Below are 15,380 nucleotides of genomic sequence, written 5' to 3' on the forward strand. Positions count from 1 at the left end.
GAGCGCCACCGGAACCCGTCCCGCCGATTCCACCGCGCCGCCTCCGGGGCACTCCGGAAGCTTCGCTGTTCCGATCACCGGGAGACGACCGAGAACGGCCGCCCGGAGTGATCACGTCCGACGGGTTTCCGCCGTCCGATCACGACTGTCGCACGTTGTCCGACTCCCGGGCATGTGCCGGACCATCACATTTACCCACCCCGTGATGACCCTCGGAACACGCTCTCTGACAGGGCATCAGGGGTGCGCGGCGCATCTCCCTCGTGTTTTCTTTCAACAAACCATATGACTAATATCGCCACCATCCTTCACGCCGCCCTCACCAGCGGCGACCCACCACCGTGATCCACTGCTGGGGAGAGATGGCACTGCGCATACGTGTGCCCGGACGACGACAGGAGCGGGACGCGGGTCGTCCGTCCAGAATCGGCTCGTTCCGAGCGGCTCTGCTCGTCCTGGCCGTCATTCCCAGCCTCGCCCTGGTCACCCTCTGGGCGGTCAGCACTCTGGAACTCGGACGCGATTGGCAGGCCCAGCGGGACGAGAAGGCGCTGGCGGCCCAGGCCGGCATCCCGGCGAACATGCTCTACTTCAACCTTCAGGAGGAGCGGCGGCTCAGCGCGAAGGTGTTGGCCTCCCCCGACGCCGCCTCCCGCGCCGCCCTGCGGGAGCAGCGTTCCCGCACCGACGAGGCCCTGGACTCCTTCCTGTCGCTCTCCGACATCGATGCCGCCGACGCGCCCGAGGATCTGCGGGGGGCCGTCGCCCTCGCGCGCGGCGACATGCGCAGGATCGACGACATCCGCCGGGCCGTGGACGGCGGAACCGCCACCCAGACCCAGGCCTTCCGCTACTTCACCGAACTGATCGCCGTCGACCTGCGGCTCTTCGAGACGCTGAGCCGCTCGGAGAACAGCGAGGTGACGGCCCGGGCCAGGGTCCTGATCGACCTGTTCTGGGCCAAGGAGATGCTCTCCCGCGAGGACGCCGTACTCGCCCGCGGCTGGACCACGCACCGGCTCACCGAGGGCGAGCACAACGCCCTCGCCAAGTGGATCGGCGCCCAGCACGTCATGCTGGAGAGCAGGATCGAGCCCCACCTCCCGCCCGAGGACCTGGCGCTCTACCGCCAAATGATCACCAGCGGCGCCTGGGAGACCAAGGAGGACGTGGAGCGGGCCCTGCTGGGCGCCCACTCCCACGACGGCGGCACCGACGTCCCCCTCCCCCGGGTGGAAAGGGAGTGGCGGCAGTCCGTCGACGACCTCAACCCGCGGCTCCAGCAGCTCATCACCAACCGCACCATCGACGTCAACCGGGTCGGCCAGGCCACGATCGACGCCATGCTGGTCCGTCTGATCGCCCTCGGCGCCATCGGTCTCGGCGCGGTCCTGCTGGTCGTCGCGCTCAACGTGTGGATCACCACCGTCCTGCGGCGACGGATCTCCGCCCTGCGCCAGGACGCGCGGGAGTTGGAGACCAAGCTGCCCGAGGTCGTCGAACGGCTGCGCCGCGGCGAGAGCGTCGACCCCGACGTCGAGGTGCGCGAGGCCGCCCACGGCAGGGACGAGCTGGGCCGGCTCGGACAGGCCCTCAACCTCGCGCGCCGCAGCGCCGTCGAGACCGCCGTGCGGGAGGTGGAGCAGCACCGGGGCTTCGAGCGCCTGCTCCAGCGCATCGCCCGCCGCACCCAGCTCCTCATCGGCCTCCAGATGAAGAAGCTCGACGAGATGGAGCGCCGCCACGAGGACCCGGAGGTGCTGGAGGGCCTGTTCGACCTCGACCACCTGACGGCCCGTCTGCGCCGCTACGAGGAGAACCTCGTCATCCTCGCCGGCGGTCAGCCGCAGCGCCGCTGGCGCAAGCCCGTCAAGATGCTGGACGTGCTGCGCGCCGCGCTGGGCGAGGTGCAGGACTACCGCCGCATCCAGATCGAGGTCCAGGGGCAACCCTGGCTGACCGGCCGCGCCGTGGGCCCGGTGGTGCACGTGCTGGCCGAGCTGATGGAGAACGCCGCCGCGTTCTCCAAGCCGCCCACCCCCGTCGAGGTGCGGGCCGGGATGGTCGGGCAGAGCCTGGTCGTGGAGGTCGAGGACCGCGGTCTGGGCATGGAGCCCGAGATGTACGAGCACCTCAACCGGTTCGTCGCCGAACCGCCCCGGATGGACATGCTCTCCCGCGCCGACGACGCCCGCCTGGGCATGTACGTGGTCGCGCGGCTCGCCTCCGGACTGGGCCTGGGCGTGGAGTTCCGGCCGTCCGTGCTCGGCGGCACCCGGGTGATCGTGCACATCCCCGCGGAGCTGGTCGCGGACGCCCCCGACCCCGCCCCGTCCCGGAAGGAGGCCGGCGAGCGCCGCGGCGGCGGGCCCCGACGGCGCGAGAGCCACCGGGCCGACGGGAACGACGGCGGGGGCGACGGCGGAAGCGACGGGATCCCCTCGGCGCTGCCCACCCGGTCCCGCGGCCGGGCCATGTCCTCGATCGTTCCGGCGCCCGTCGGCCCGTCCGCCGGATCGGCCCCCGCCGAGCACGGCGGCACGGGTTCACCCGACGGCCCCGGCGGCGCCGAGGAGACGGCACGCCGCCACCCCGACGGCGCGGACACGTCCACACCGCTGCCCAGACGGGTTCGCCAGGCCAGTCTCGCCCCCGAGCTGAGGAAGCCCGCCCGGCGGTCCGGAGCCGGGGCCTCCGACGAGGACACGCTCACACTCCGCCCCGAGCCCCGGCGGTCCGGCGCCACCATCGGCGCCTTCCAGCGGCAGTCCCGTCTCGCCCGGCAGCGGCAGACCGCCTCCGACCCCACCTCCACCACCGGCGGCAGCACGCCGGACCACAGCCGACCCTCTACGGAAGACCGCACATGACACAGCGAACCACCGCCACCAATCAGGACCTGGACTGGCTGCTGGACGGTCTGGTCGAACAGGTGCCGGGCACCCGGCACGCCATCGTCCTGTCCGACGACGGACTGGTCGTCAGCAAGTCCGGGAACATCGAGCGCACCGACGCCGAGCGGCTGGCGGCCATCGCCACCGGCCAGCAGAGCCTCGCCCGAGGGATCGACGAGCTGTTCGACGGCGGTCCGGTGCAGCAGGTCATCGTGGAGCTGGCCGATCTGTGGCTGTTCGTCACGGCCGCGGGCAAGGGCACCCACCTGGCCGTCGTGGCGTCCCAGGACGTGGACGCCGAGGTGATGGCCGTCGCCATGCACACCCTCGTCCAGCAGGTCGGCCAGAAGTTGGGCACCGAGCCCAGGACCGGCGTCTCCGCCGCGAGCGGGGGTGGACGTGGGTGAGCCACTGGACGGACCGTCTGGAGTCCGATGACGCCGAGGACTCGCTGGTCCGGCCGTACACCATCACCCGCGGCCGTACCGCTCCCCAGCGCGACGACCTCACCCTGATCACGGTGGTGACGGCGGTCGAGTCCGGGGACGGTCGGGCCGCCGCACGGCGGCTGGAGCCGGAGCACCGGGCCATTCTGGAACAGTGTCGCGAGCCGGTCGCCGTGGCGGAGATCGCCGCGGAGCTGGACCTGCCCGTGTCGGTGACGAAGATCCTGATCGGCGACCTGGCGTCGCTGGGCAAGGTGACGATCCGTCCGCCGCTGGCGGCCGAACGAAGTGGGGGACTGAACATGGACATTCTGCAGGCGGTGAGGGATGGGCTCCAGAGACTCTGACGGCACGACGGGCCCGGCGGCCGTCAAGATCCTGATCGCCGGTGGCTTCGGCGTGGGAAAGACCACCATGGTGGGCGCGGTCAGCGAGGTGGACCCGCTGCGCACCGAGGAGTACCTGACCGAGGCCAGCGTGGGGGTCGACGACACCGGTGGACTCGCGTCGAAGGCCACCACCACCGTGGCCCTCGACTTCGGCCGCATCACCATCAACCCCGAGCTGGTGGTGTACCTCTTCGGCACACCGGGCCAGGAACGCTTCTGGTTCATGTGGAACGACCTGGTCAACGGGGCCCTGGGGGCGGTCGTCCTGGTGGACACCCGGCGGTTGGAGGTCAGCTTCGCCTCCATCGACTTCTTCGAGAGCCGGGGCATCCCCTTCGTGGTGGGTGTCAACTGCTTCCACGGCCGTTGCGAGCGGACCACGGAGGAGGTCCGCGACGCCCTCGACCTGGACCCGGAGGTCCCCCTGCTGATGGGGGACGTCCGGAAGCAGGAGGTCGGCCGGAACCTGCTGCTCGCCCTGATCGACCTCCTGATGGCGCGGACCGCGCCGGTCGGGGCCTCCTCCTCGACCTGACGCCACGCGCCGTCGCGCTCCGCTCCCCGCTCTCCCCGGCCCCTTCGGACACGTCCTCGGGAAGCCCTCGGGACGTTCTCGGAAAACCCTCGCAAAACCCCTGAAAGCCCCGGAAAGCCCCAGAAAGCCCCGGAAAGGAAGTCATGTCCTCGGCCCGTACCGTCCTCATCGTCGGAGGCGGCACCTCCGGAAACTCGCTCGCCGTCCTGCTGCGCCGCGCCGGCCTCGACGTCGACCTCGTCGAGGTCTCCTCCGACTGGAACGTCCACGGCTCCGGGATCACCCTCCAGGGCAACGCCCTGCGGGTGCTGCGCGAGGTGGGCGTGTGGGAGCGGATACGGGAGAAGGGCTTCGGCTTCGACTCCCTGGGGATCATCGCTCCGGACGGCACGGTGCTGCACGTCAGCGAGGACCTCCGCACCGGTGGCGACGACCTGCCCGCCACCCTGGGCATGCGGCGCTCCGAACTCCAGCGCGTCCTCGTCGACGCGGTGCGCGCCTCCGGCGCCCGCGTCCGGCTGGGGTGCGCCGTCGAGTCGTTGGAGCAGGACGGGGACGGGGTCGACGTCCGCTTCGACGACGGCACCTCGGGCCGCTACGCCCTGGTGGTGGCCGCCGACGGCCTGAACTCCGCCACCCGCGCGGCGATCGGCGTCACCGACCGTCCCGAGCCCACCGGCATGGGGATCTGGCGCGTGGCCGCCCCGCGTCCGGCGGGTGTGGAGCGCACCGACCTGGCCTACGGCGGCCCGGCCTACATCGCCGGGTACTGCCCCACCGGCCAGGACACCCTCTACGCCTACCTCGTCGAACCGGCCCGTGACCGGGCCGACCTCTCCCCGGAGTCCCACGCCGAGGAGATGCGCCGCCTGGCGGCGGGGTACGGCGGTCACTGGAAGGAGATCCACGACTCCATCACGGACTCCTCCCAGGTCAACTACACCTGGTTCCACCGGCTCCTGGTCGAGGGACCCTGGCACCGCGGCCGAGTCGTCCTCGTCGGCGACGCCGCCCACGCCTGCCCGCCCACCCTCGCCCAGGGCGCGGCGATGTCCCTGGAGGACGCGCTCGTCCTCGCCGAGCTGCTCACCACCCACGACACCTGGGACGACGCGCTGCTGACCGGCTACCGGGAGCGTCGCATGCCGCGCGTGCGCATGGTCGTGGAGAACTCCGTGCAACTCGGCGCCTGGCTGATGGAGGGGGCCCGCGACGCGGACGCGCCGGGGCTGATCGGCCGCACCATGGCCGCGCTCGCCGAGCGTCCCTGAGAACCGTTCGCTCCCGGTGGGTGCCAAGGGCCGGGAACGACGTCTTGGCATCCTCCAATTTCCGTTTATCGTTCCGCCATGTTCGATTCGCGGCACATACGGACCTTCCACGAGGTGGTCCGTACCGGTTCGTACTCGGCGGCGGCACGGAACCTGGGCTACACGCAACCGGCGATCACCCAGCAGATGAAGGCGCTGGAACGGTCGGTGGGAACGCCGCTGTTCCTGCGGGTCGGGCGGCGGATGCGGCTCACCGAGGCGGGCGAGGCGCTGTCCCGGCACACCACCGTGATCCTGGACAGCATGGCCGCCGCCCGTCTGCAGATGACGGCCCTCACCGGGCTGCGCGCGGGGCGGGTGCGGGTGTGCGCGTTCCCCAGCGCCGGGGCCACTCTGGTGCCGGAGGCACTGGCGCGCCTGGCCGCCGACCACCCCGGGGTACGGGTCGAGCTGCAGGAGAGCGAGCCCCCCGAGTCGCTGGACCGCGTGGCGCGCGGCGAGTGCGACATCGCGCTCGCCTTCACCTATCCCGGCCTGCGCGAGCAGGTGCCCGAGGAACTGGTGGAGATTCCGTTGCTGGAGGACCAGCTCACCGTCCTGATGCCGGCCGGCCACCCCATGGCGCGGCGGCGGGCGGTCCGCCTCGCGGATCTGGCGGACGAGCGCTGGATCGCCGGCTGTCTGCGCTGCCGCACCAACTTCCTCCATGAGTGCGCGGAGCTGGGCTTCGCCCCGGACATCGTCTTCACCACCGACGACAACCTCGTGGTGCAGAGCCTGGTCGCCGAAGGTCTCGGCATCGCCATGATGCCGGGGCTGGTGCTGTCCTTCCTGGTGCATCGGAAGGTGGTCGGGCGGGCCCTGGAGCCGGCGGCGCGGCGGCAGGTGTCCGCGTACGCGCTCCGCGAGCACCTGCGGATACCGGCCACCGCGCTGGTGTTGGAGGAGCTGAAGGCGGTGGCCGCCAACCGGGTCGGGTGCTGAGGCGGTTCACCGTACGGCCGCTCTCCCCACACCGTTCCATAAGCAGGATTTGGGGTCCTGCGAAGAAACCCTCGTTGGACGTGATGGGCCGGTCGCGTCAGGCTGCGACCATGGTTGCCACGACTCCTTTCCCCACTGCCCGGCCCCGGACGACCGACCGTCTCGTCCGCCTCGTCGAGGACGTCCGGGAAGTCGTGGGACGGGGCCTGCCCCCGGATCTCACCGCGTTCCTGGTCGGTGAGCGGCTGGCCCCCCATCTGGGCGCCGCGGACCTGCTCCTCGACGAACACCGCGAGGGAGACCCGCGACGCTACCGACAGCACCTGCTGCACGCCGAGGCCGACGGCGGCTTCTCGATCGTCGCCCTGGTCTGGCTGCCGGGGCAGAGCACCTCCGTGCACGACCACGTCTCCTGGTGCGTCACCGGCGTCCACCAGGGCGAGGAACACGAGCGCCGCTACCGGCTGCTGCCCGCCTCGGGACCGGACGGACGGGCCCGGTTGGTCGCCGGCGAGGACGTGGTGAACCCGTGCGGTTCGGTGTCCGGCTTCGCACCCCCCGGGGACATCCACCGCGTGTGGAACGGCGGTTCGGGCAAGGCCGTCTCCCTCCACGTCTACGGGGCCGACGTCTCCCGGCTGGGCACCAGCGTCCGCCGCGTCTACGACCTGCCGGCCGATCGCTGATGGCGCTGCTCGGAGAACGCCCGAAGCGCCGCACCGGGCACCGGGCCCCCGCCGCCTCCGCGCGACGGACGGCTCCCGCCGCGCTGCCCGGTCTCGCCCTCGCCGCCTGCGGCACCGCCGTGGCCTGGGCGGTGCACCGGCTGTCGCCGGGCGTTCCGATGCTGACGGCGGCTGTCGTGTCGGGCGTCGTCGCCGCGCACCTGCCCCGGCTGGGACGCTTCGTGGCGGGCGCGGGACGTCCGGGCCTGAGCCTGGCCGGGAAGCGGCTGATGCGGCTCGGGGTGGTCCTGCTCGGCCTGGAGTTGGGACTGGGCGACGTGTTGGGGCTGGGCTGGGCGACCGTCGGCCTGGTCCTGGTGGTGGTGGCGGCGACCTTCTGCGGCACGCTGTGGCTGGGACGCCGACTCGGGCTTCCCGGCGACCAGCCGTTGCTGGTCGCCGCGGGCTACTCGATCTGCGGGGCCTCCGCGATCGGCGCGGTCGGGGAGGCACGCGGAAGCCACGAGCGGGACACCGCCGCCTCCGTCGCACTGGTGACCCTGTGCGGCACCTTGGCCATCGCCGTCCTGCCGCTGCTGCACCATCCGCTCGGCCTGGACGCCTCCGGGTTCGGACGCTGGGTCGGAGCCGGGGTGCACGACGTGGGTCAGGTGGTGGCGACCGCGCAGACCGCGGGGCCGGTGGCGCTGCGCGAGGCGATCGTGGTGAAGCTGATGCGGGTGCTGTTGCTGGCGCCTCTGGTCGCCGCGGTGGCCGTGGCGGCGGTACGGCGGGGGCGGCGGACCGACCGCGCGGGGGCGGGGTCCGCCGGGCGGCGCCCGCCGCTGGTCCCGCTGTTCGTGGCCGGGTTCCTGCTGGCGGTCGCCGTGCGCACCGCGGACCTGCTCCCGCCGGGCGCGCTCGGTGCCGCCTCGACGGTCCGGGAGATCGTCCTGGCCGCCGCCCTCGTCGGCTTGGGCAGCGCCGTCCACCTCCCTTCCCTCGCCCGGTCGGGCGCCCGGCTGGCCCTGCTCGGGGCGGGTGCGTGGGTGGTCGTCGCCGGGGTGTCCTACGTCGGGGTGCTCCTGACCTCCTGAAGGACGGCCCTTCGGGGCCGTCCCGGCACACCGGCCCCACGGGGCCGTCTCCGTCTCCTCCCGCTCATAAAGCCGCGTTCGTCGGGCAGGCGGGCAGTAGCGGGCGTATATGGAAGGAGCACTCGATATGGCCCATATCGATCCGAACCCCCCGAATCCGATCAGCGACGCCTGGAACACCGTGGCCAGCTACTCCGCCTACCCGGAGGCCCAGGCCGCGGTCGACCGGCTCTCCGACGAGAAGTTCCCCGTCGAGCACATCGACATCGTCGGCTCCGACCTGCGTCTGGTCGAGCGTGTCACCGGGCGGATGACCAAGGGCCGTGCCGCCGGTCTCGGCGCGGCCAGCGGCGCCTGGTTCGGTCTGTTCATCGGCCTGCTGGTGGGACTGTTCACCACCGGCCCCGCCTGGCTCGGGCTGATCCTCGGCGGTGTCCTCATCGGTGCGCTGTGGGGGGCGATCTTCGGTTTCGTCGGTCACGCGGCGACCGGAGGACGCCGCGACTTCTCCTCCACCCAGAGTCTGGCCGCCGCCCGCTACGACGTCATCGTGCGCGGCGGACTCGCCGATCAGGCCCGGGCCATTCTCCAGCGCGAGGGCCTGACCGGAACCGCGTAGCACAGGAGGTCACACCCCACCGCCACTTCCCGCCGACCTCCGAACCGGGTTCGGGCCGGTCACCGCCGGTCGGGGGCCCAAGAGGGGCTCCTGCCGCCGAGGCCGACGGCGCGGTCCAGGAGCGGCGCGTCGGGCGGGACCTCCACGACGGGGCCGAACGCCCCCGCCCGGTCGGCCTCGTCGGTCGCCTGCGACAGGAAATCGATCGACGTCCTCAGCGTGGCCTCGTCGCAGGTGTACTCCTGGCCCGTGGCGCGGGCCAGGTCCCAGCCGTGGAGGACCAGTTCGTTCAGGGCCACCCGGCCCGCCACCACGGCCGGCAGGGTGACGCCACCGGCCTGGGTGGCACCCTCCCAGGCCGCCGGATCGCGCCAGGCCGCCGCGAGTTCGTCCAACAGGCGCGGAAGGCGTGTGCGCCAGTCGGCGGGCAGCAGCGCCGCGGAGGGCCGGGAGGAGCCGGGATCGATCCGCGTCGTCGGCCCCAGGTCCTTCCTGGCGGCGTCCCGAAAAGCGACGCTCAGGCCCAGGACGTGGTGGAGCAGATCGCCCACGGAGACACCCTCGCACGGGGTCGGGTCCGGAAGTTGCTCGTCGGTGATGTTCCCCGCCACCAGGGCCATTCGACGGGCCGGTGGTGCGAGATCGGGTGTGGTGGTCATCTCGTGGCTCCCTGTCGTCGCCTCGCCGCCTCACCGCCTCGTCGCGGTGCGCGTCCGTCGTGCCCGCGGCCGGTGACACGCCGGACATACACCCGTGGAGACCGGGCAGACGTCCGAAAGTCATCGCCACCGCCATGTCAACGTGACCGTGTTCATGGCAATCGGGACAGCCCGCCTGTACCGAGGAGCCGCGCGCCGTACCGTTCCTCCCCCCGGGGCGCCCCGGGGGGAGGAACGGTTGGATGAACGGCACATGAAACGATCACGGCGCGGCGCACCGCGCCGTCGAGGACACGGTCCGTGAGAGAACGGGCACGAGAGGAAGGAACTTCACCGTGACGACCACCGCCACTCGCTCCGACCACCCGCCGATCTACGGCAGTCTGATCGAGGAACGCGGCGACGTCCTCGCGGAGACGCGCGAGGTGGCCGAGCGGATACAGCGCGAGACCAGGGAGGCGCTGGACTGGAGAGGGCTGGGCACCTCGCAGTTCCAGCCGGAGTGATCTCCGGGCCGCGGCGGACCGCGGCCGGGCGGGTCAGGCGGTGGCCGGGAGCGGAACCAGGAAGAACTCCCGGCCGTCCCGCCCGACCACCCGTACCGGGTGCGACGGCAGCGAGTCGAAGACGGCCGCCGCCACGGCCTCCGGGGCGTCGTCGGCGGTGAGCGGCGGACGCAGGGCGGCGCGGATCGCCTCACGGGACGTCTCGGAGGGGACGCCCCGGCCGGCGAGCGCGGCGCACTCGTCGATCTGCGCGTCGCTCAACTCGGGCCCGTACCCCTTCCGGCGTGCCTCGGCGGCCACCACGGTGGCCAGCGCGGCGCGGTTGTGGTCGCGGCAGACGTCTCCGGGTGTTCCCTTGGGCTGGAAGTGGCGGGCGGTTCCTATCGAGGTCAACAGCGCCTCCATGGGGATCCGTGCGGGAGCGGCAGCGGGTGCCTCGGGACGGAGGACGGCGGGGACACGGAAGCGTGCGATCCCGCCCCTCCGCGGCACCGTGGGCCCGCGACCTGGACTGATACCAGGCTATCCGAGGGCACTGACAGTCCACTGGGGACGATCCGCCGGCCGCGGGAGGGGCCGCGATCGGCCCGGGGAGACCCGGGGAGACCCGGAGAGAGGGAAGGGCCCCGGCCGAGACGGGGGAGAACTCGACCGGGGCCGGGCAGAGGGTGCGGCAACGCGGTGTCGGGGAACACCGCGGAGGGTCGGCGCCGCGATCGCGCTCCGCGGGCCGGGGGAAGAGCCCGGGGCATGGGCCCGACCAGGGCACCCGCCGCTTCTTCAACATTAAACCACCCCGTGATCGTCCATCACCCGGCGGGTCGTCCCACCCGGCGGGTCGTTCCGCCCTCCAGAACTTTCCGGGGTGGCGGAACGGCTGCTGGGTAGCCGAGCACCATGAGGACAAACCGCCCCATACATCCCGTACTCCGAGGACGGCGGGCGGGCCTGCTGTGGGCTGTCCTGCTCGCCGTCGCCGCCGTGTTCGTCGGCCCGGCGGGCAACGCCCGGGCGGCCACCGACCTCGACAAGGTCGCCGCCGCCCTGCGGGACGACCCCGTCTACGTCGATCCCGCCGCGTCGGACAAGCTCTCCGACGCCGAGGCCTCTCGCCTCACCGAGCAGATCCGCGACGGCGATGTGCCGATCTACATCGCCGTCCTGCCCGACGACCCCGCCTACGGCGGTGACGCCGTCTTCGACCGGCTGCGCTCCGAGGTGGGCCGCCCCGGCGTGTACGCCGTCGCGCTGGGTTCACGCTTCGGCGCGGCCTCCGACTCCTCGGTCCTGAGCGGCTCGACGGCCTCCGCGCTCGCCGAGCAGAACCTCCGCGAGCACTCCGACCAGCCCGACGCCATCCTCAGCGGCTTCATCACGGACGTGCAGTCGACCGCACGCGGCGGCGACGGCCGTGGCGGCTACGACCAAGGCCAGGGCAGCGGATCGGGAGTCGGCGTGATGGTGGGCTTCCTGGTCGTCCTGGCCCTCTTCGCGTTCGGCGGTCTGTTCCTGGTGCGGCGCTCGCGCAAGCGCCAGCAGGAGGAGGAGCGGGCCGAACTGGAGCAGGTGCGGTCGGCGGTCCAGGAGGACATCACCGCCTACGGCGAGGCCCTGGACCGGCTCGACTTCTCCCCCTCCGCCCCCGGTGTCACCCCGGAGATGCTCGACGACTACCGCAGGGCCCTGGACGCCTACGAGAAGGCCAAGGACGCCTCCGCGGCGGCCCGGCGCCCCCAGGACGTCCGGGCGGTGACCGAGGCGTTGGAGGAGGGCAGGTTCGCCCTGGCCGTGCTGGACGCCCGACGTGAGGGGCGGGAGCTGCCCGAGCGGCGTCCGCCGTGCTTCTTCGATCCCCGGCACGGACCCTCGGTGCGGGACGTGGAGTGGGCTCCCCCGGGCGGCTCCCCCCGTGAGGTGCCGGTCTGCGCGGCCGACGCCACCCGGATCGAGGACGGTCTGGACCCGGCCGTGCGGACCGTGCCCACGGCGACCGGCGAGCGGGTGCCGTACTGGGACGCGGGCCCGGCCTACGGCCCCTGGATGGGCGGCTACTTCGGCGGCTACGGCTCGATGCTGCTGCCGGGGCTGCTGTTCGGCACGGTGCTGGGCAGCAGCCTGGGCGGTTGGGGCTATGGCTACGGCCCCGGCTGGGGCTACGGCGACGGCTACTCCGGCGGCGACTTCGGCGGTGGCTTCGGAGGCGGCGACTTCGGCGGCGGTTTCGGCGGTGGCGACTTCGGGGGCGGCGGCGACTTCTGAGCCGCCCGGCGCACCGGAAGGAGCAAGGAGGCTCGGGAGGTGGGGGAGCCCGGCACCCCCGGTGCCGGGCTCCCCCACCTCCTCCTTTCATACGAGCTTCCTCCGAGGCGAGGCCCCGGAACTCCCCGGTCACCGCGCGTCCACGGGCCGTCGCCCCGTCCGGGTCCATCCGAGCGCGGGCTCCCCGGCGGCGAGTTCGCTCGGCGCGTCCGGCAGGACGACCTCGCGCGTGCGGCGCCACCGGCCGTCCCGAACGGCGTCGCACCTGGTGCTCCTGGTCCGTTCCCGGGCCCGCCCCGGTTTCCCGTCCCGGCCTCCCGCTCAGGCCGTGCGGCGCCGGAAGAGCACCGCGGACGCCGCGACCGAGACCACCAGCAGACCTCCGCACCAGATCAGGGCGAGCCAGGGGGCGCTCCCCACGGGTTCGTCCAGCAACAGGCCGCGCAGCGCCTCGATGACGTGGGTGACCGGCTGGTTCTCCGCGAACCCGTGCATCCAGCCCGGCATGGTGTCCACGGGGACGAAGGCGCTGCTCGGATAGGGCAGGAACAGCACGAAGAAGGTGAAGCCGCTCGCGGCCTCGGGCGACTCGGCGAGCAGGCCGATCGCCGCGGACAGCCAGGAGAAGGCCACGACGTAGGCGGCCAGGACGCCCACCGCCGCCGCCCAGCCCGCCGGCGACGCGTCCGGCCGGAAGCCGATGAGGAAGGCGACGGCGAACACCGCGGCGGTGGCGACGGCGTTGCGCGCGACACTGGCGACCACGTGGCCGGCGAGGACGGAGGTGCCGCCGACGTCCAGGGAGCGGAAGCGGTCGACGACGCCCTCGGCCATGTCGCCGCTGACGCCGACGGCCGTCGTGGCGGCCCCGTATCCGGCGCACAGCACCAGCACCCCGGGGACGACGTAGGTGACGTACGCGGTGCCGGTGTCGATCGCTCCCCCGAAGAGGTAGACGAACACCAACATCAGCAGCACGGGGAGGATCAGCGAGGTCAGCAGCGCGTCGAGGTTGCGCGCGGAGAGCCTCGTGCAGCGGGCGGCCATGGTCAGGGCGTTGGCCAGGCCCCGGGTCAGGGCTCCGGGCGCGGCGGCGCGGGGCGCGGTGGTGTCAGACACGGGTGGTCTCCTCACGGGCGGTCGCGGCGGGGGCGGTGGTCGCGGCGTTCTCGGCGGGTGCGCCGTCGGTGCGCCGGGCGGCGGTGCGGCCGGTGAGCGCCAGGAAGACGTCGTCGAGGGTGGCCTCGTACACGGCGAACCGGTCCACCGTGTCGCGGTCCGGGTCCACCCCGTCCAGCAGCGCCCGCACGTGCGCCGCGCTCCCGTCGGTGGGCACTCCCAGCAGCAGGCGGTCCGGGTCGCGGAGCACCGCGGTGTCCCCGAGCCGCTCCGCGGTCCGCGCGTACGCGGCGGGGTCGACGAGCGTGAGGTCCAGGCGCCGGTCGGCGACCCTCCGCTTGAGGTCGGCGGGGGCGCCCTCGGCGACCACCCGACCGGCGTCGAGGAGGGTGACGCGGTCGGCGAGCCGGTCGGCCTCCTCCAGGTACTGCGTGGTGAGGAAGACCGTCGTCCCGGACCCGGCGAGCGAGGCGACGAGGTCCCACATGGCCTGACGGCTGCGCGGGTCGAGTCCGGTGGTGGGCTCGTCGAGGAAGACCACCTCGGGTCGGCCGACGAGGCTCGCCGCGATGTCCAGGCGGCGGCGCATCCCGCCGGAGTAGGTGTCGACCCTGCGGCGGGCGGCGCCGGTGAGGTCGAACCGTTCCAGCAACTCCGCGGCGCGCTCGCGGGCCTCGCGCCGGGACAGCCCGCTCAGCCGGGCCGTCATTCTCAGGTTCTCCTCGCCGGTCTGCTCCCCGTCGAGCGCCGCGTACTGGCCGGTGAGGCTGATGCGACGGCGGACGGCGCGCCGGTCGCGCACCACGTCGAAGCCCGCCACGCGGACGCGTCCGGCGTCGGCCCGCACCAGGGTGGACAGGATGCGCACGGTCGTGGTCTTGCCCGCGCCGTTGGGACCGAGCAGGGAGAACACGCTGCCACGCGGCACGCTCAGGTCGATTCCGGCCAGGACCCTCACCTGTCCGTAGGACTTCTCCAGGCCGATCGCCTCGACCGCCGGTTCGTCCGCCACGCGGACCACCCCCTCTTCTTTTGCGTATCGGATACACGCTTATGCGTATGCCGTACACGCTACTGCGTAGGCTATACGCATACCTAGGATGGCGGTCAACCCGAACCGGAGATCAGGAGCGGCGAAGACGATGGCGAAGGACAGCGGCACCGGTCTGCCCCCAGGGGTCGAAACCGCCTGGGGCCTGCGCGAACGCCCCGGAAAGGGGCCGCGGCCGGGGCTGAGCGTGGACCGGATCGTCGGCGCCGCCGTCGAACTCGCCAACGCCGAGGGGCTTCAGGCCGTCTCCATGAGCCGGATCGCCGCCGCCCTCGGGGCCTCGACCATGTCCCTGTACCGGTACGTGGCCTCCAAGGAGGAGTTGCTGGTCCTGATGCAGGAGGCCGCCTATGGGCTGCCTCCGGAGGGTCCCGCCCCCGAGGAGGAGGGTTGGCGGGTCGCGCTCGCGCACTGGGCCCGCTCGATGCGGGAGGTGCTGTACCGCAACCTGTGGATGCTGCGCCTGCCCATCACCTCCCCGCCCACCACGCCGCACGCCCTCGCCTGGATGGAGCGCGGCCTGGCCTGTCTGCGGAGCACCGGCCTGGACGCGGGCGAGAAGATCGAGACGATCCTGCTGGTCAACGGCTTCGTCAGGAACGAGGCCACCCTGGCGGCGGACCTCGCCTCGGCGGCCCGCGCCTCGGGCGGCACCGTCCAGGAGGCCATGGCCGCCTACACCCGACTGTTGACCAGGGTGGCCGACCCGGAGCGCTTCCCGGAGATCGACGCGGTCCTGAGATCGGGGGTCATGAGCGAGGAGGGCGCCCCGGACGAGGAGTTCGTCTTCGGCCTCGAACGGCTCCTGGACGGCATCGAGGTACTGGTGGAGGCGCGGAACGGTCGGGACCGCTGACGCGCGGCGGCGCCGGCGGTCCCGACCGTG

16 protein-coding genes are annotated in these 15,380 nt (G+C 72.8%); 12 read left to right on the plus strand and 4 right to left on the minus strand.

Translation table 11 applies throughout. From position 1 onward, the window contains the following. Positions 1-362 precede the first annotated feature (362 nt). The 9 genes from IF47_RS27475 (at position 363) to IF47_RS0104900 (ending at position 8,900) form a co-directional block, all read left to right on the plus strand. Positions 363-2,870: a sensor histidine kinase gene (locus tag IF47_RS27475; RefSeq protein ID WP_051717009.1), complete on the plus strand. Its 2,508-nt coding sequence runs from the start codon at positions 363-365 to the stop codon at positions 2,868-2,870. Beyond that, on the plus strand, positions 2,867-3,301 hold the full coding sequence (locus tag IF47_RS0104865) for a roadblock/LC7 domain-containing protein (RefSeq protein ID WP_031506906.1): 435 nt from the start codon (positions 2,867-2,869) through the stop codon (positions 3,299-3,301). Before IF47_RS27475 ends, IF47_RS0104865 begins: the two co-directional genes overlap by 4 nt. 17 nt (positions 3,302-3,318) lie before the next feature. Then, positions 3,319-3,687, plus strand: coding sequence for a DUF742 domain-containing protein (locus IF47_RS0104870; RefSeq protein WP_037732017.1), 369 nt, complete (start codon positions 3,319-3,321; stop codon positions 3,685-3,687). Further along, complete coding sequence (locus tag IF47_RS0104875; protein ID WP_031506908.1) at positions 3,668-4,264, plus strand: GTP-binding protein; 597 nt, start codon at positions 3,668-3,670, stop codon at positions 4,262-4,264. The genes IF47_RS0104870 and IF47_RS0104875 overlap by 20 nt, the downstream gene beginning before the upstream one ends. 143 nt (positions 4,265-4,407) lie before the next feature. After that, positions 4,408-5,535 carry an FAD-dependent oxidoreductase gene (locus IF47_RS0104880; protein ID WP_031506909.1) on the plus strand — a complete coding sequence of 376 codons (1,128 nt, stop codon included), beginning with the start codon at positions 4,408-4,410 and terminating at the stop codon, positions 5,533-5,535. Between the two features lie 78 nt (positions 5,536-5,613). After that, positions 5,614-6,519 carry a LysR family transcriptional regulator gene (locus tag IF47_RS0104885; RefSeq protein ID WP_031506911.1) on the plus strand — a complete coding sequence of 302 codons (906 nt, stop codon included), beginning with the start codon at positions 5,614-5,616 and terminating at the stop codon, positions 6,517-6,519. Positions 6,520-6,629: 110 nt separating this feature from the next. Continuing rightward, on the plus strand, positions 6,630-7,205 hold the full coding sequence (locus IF47_RS0104890; protein WP_037731976.1) for a cysteine dioxygenase family protein: 576 nt from the start codon (positions 6,630-6,632) through the stop codon (positions 7,203-7,205). Further along, positions 7,205-8,281: a YeiH family protein gene (locus IF47_RS0104895; RefSeq protein WP_031506914.1), complete on the plus strand. Its 1,077-nt coding sequence runs from the start codon at positions 7,205-7,207 to the stop codon at positions 8,279-8,281. The genes IF47_RS0104890 and IF47_RS0104895 overlap by 1 nt, the downstream gene beginning before the upstream one ends. A 127-nt stretch (positions 8,282-8,408) precedes the next feature. Then, complete coding sequence (locus tag IF47_RS0104900) at positions 8,409-8,900, plus strand: YflT domain-containing protein (RefSeq protein WP_031506916.1); 492 nt, start codon at positions 8,409-8,411, stop codon at positions 8,898-8,900. 59 nt (positions 8,901-8,959) lie between these two features. Here IF47_RS0104900 and IF47_RS0104905 read toward each other — a convergent pair whose 3' ends face one another. Then, the gene (locus tag IF47_RS0104905; protein ID WP_031506918.1) at positions 8,960-9,559 is read right to left on the minus strand and encodes a TIGR03086 family metal-binding protein; all 600 of its coding nucleotides are present in this window, start codon (positions 9,557-9,559) and stop codon (positions 8,960-8,962) included. A 335-nt stretch (positions 9,560-9,894) separates the two neighbouring features. On the opposite strand from IF47_RS0104905, the gene IF47_RS31020 reads away from it, so the two are divergent. Next, positions 9,895-10,065 carry a hypothetical protein gene (locus tag IF47_RS31020; RefSeq protein ID WP_169745198.1) on the plus strand — a complete coding sequence of 57 codons (171 nt, stop codon included), beginning with the start codon at positions 9,895-9,897 and terminating at the stop codon, positions 10,063-10,065. Positions 10,066-10,098: 33 nt separating this feature from the next. Here the strand turns inward: IF47_RS31020 and IF47_RS0104915 are convergent, their stop codons facing one another. Continuing rightward, positions 10,099-10,458, minus strand: coding sequence for a hypothetical protein (locus tag IF47_RS0104915; RefSeq protein WP_031506919.1), 360 nt, complete (start codon positions 10,456-10,458; stop codon positions 10,099-10,101). A gap of 504 nt (positions 10,459-10,962) precedes the next feature. On the opposite strand from IF47_RS0104915, the gene IF47_RS0104920 reads away from it, so the two are divergent. After that, entirely contained in the window at positions 10,963-12,324 is a 1,362-nt protein-coding gene (locus tag IF47_RS0104920; RefSeq protein WP_051717015.1) for a hypothetical protein, read from the plus strand. Between the two features lie 321 nt (positions 12,325-12,645). Here IF47_RS0104920 and IF47_RS0104925 read toward each other — a convergent pair whose 3' ends face one another. Together IF47_RS0104925 and IF47_RS0104930 are read right to left on the minus strand one after the other, a co-directional pair. Then, on the minus strand, positions 12,646-13,389 hold the full coding sequence (locus IF47_RS0104925; protein WP_031506921.1) for an ABC transporter permease: 744 nt from the start codon (positions 13,387-13,389) through the stop codon (positions 12,646-12,648). A gap of 46 nt (positions 13,390-13,435) precedes the next feature. Further along, entirely contained in the window at positions 13,436-14,455 is a 1,020-nt protein-coding gene (locus tag IF47_RS0104930) for an ATP-binding cassette domain-containing protein (protein WP_078591594.1), read from the minus strand. Positions 14,456-14,585: 130 nt separating this feature from the next. Here IF47_RS0104930 and IF47_RS0104935 point away from each other — a divergent pair, with 130 nt between their 5' ends. Beyond that, on the plus strand, positions 14,586-15,350 hold the full coding sequence (locus IF47_RS0104935; protein ID WP_031506924.1) for a TetR/AcrR family transcriptional regulator: 765 nt from the start codon (positions 14,586-14,588) through the stop codon (positions 15,348-15,350). Positions 15,351-15,380: the final 30 nt, after the last annotated feature.

This window comes from Streptomyces megasporus, from assembly GCF_000718985.1.
In the GTDB taxonomy this organism is placed as follows: Bacteria; Actinomycetota; Actinomycetes; order Streptomycetales; family Streptomycetaceae; genus Streptomyces; species Streptomyces megasporus.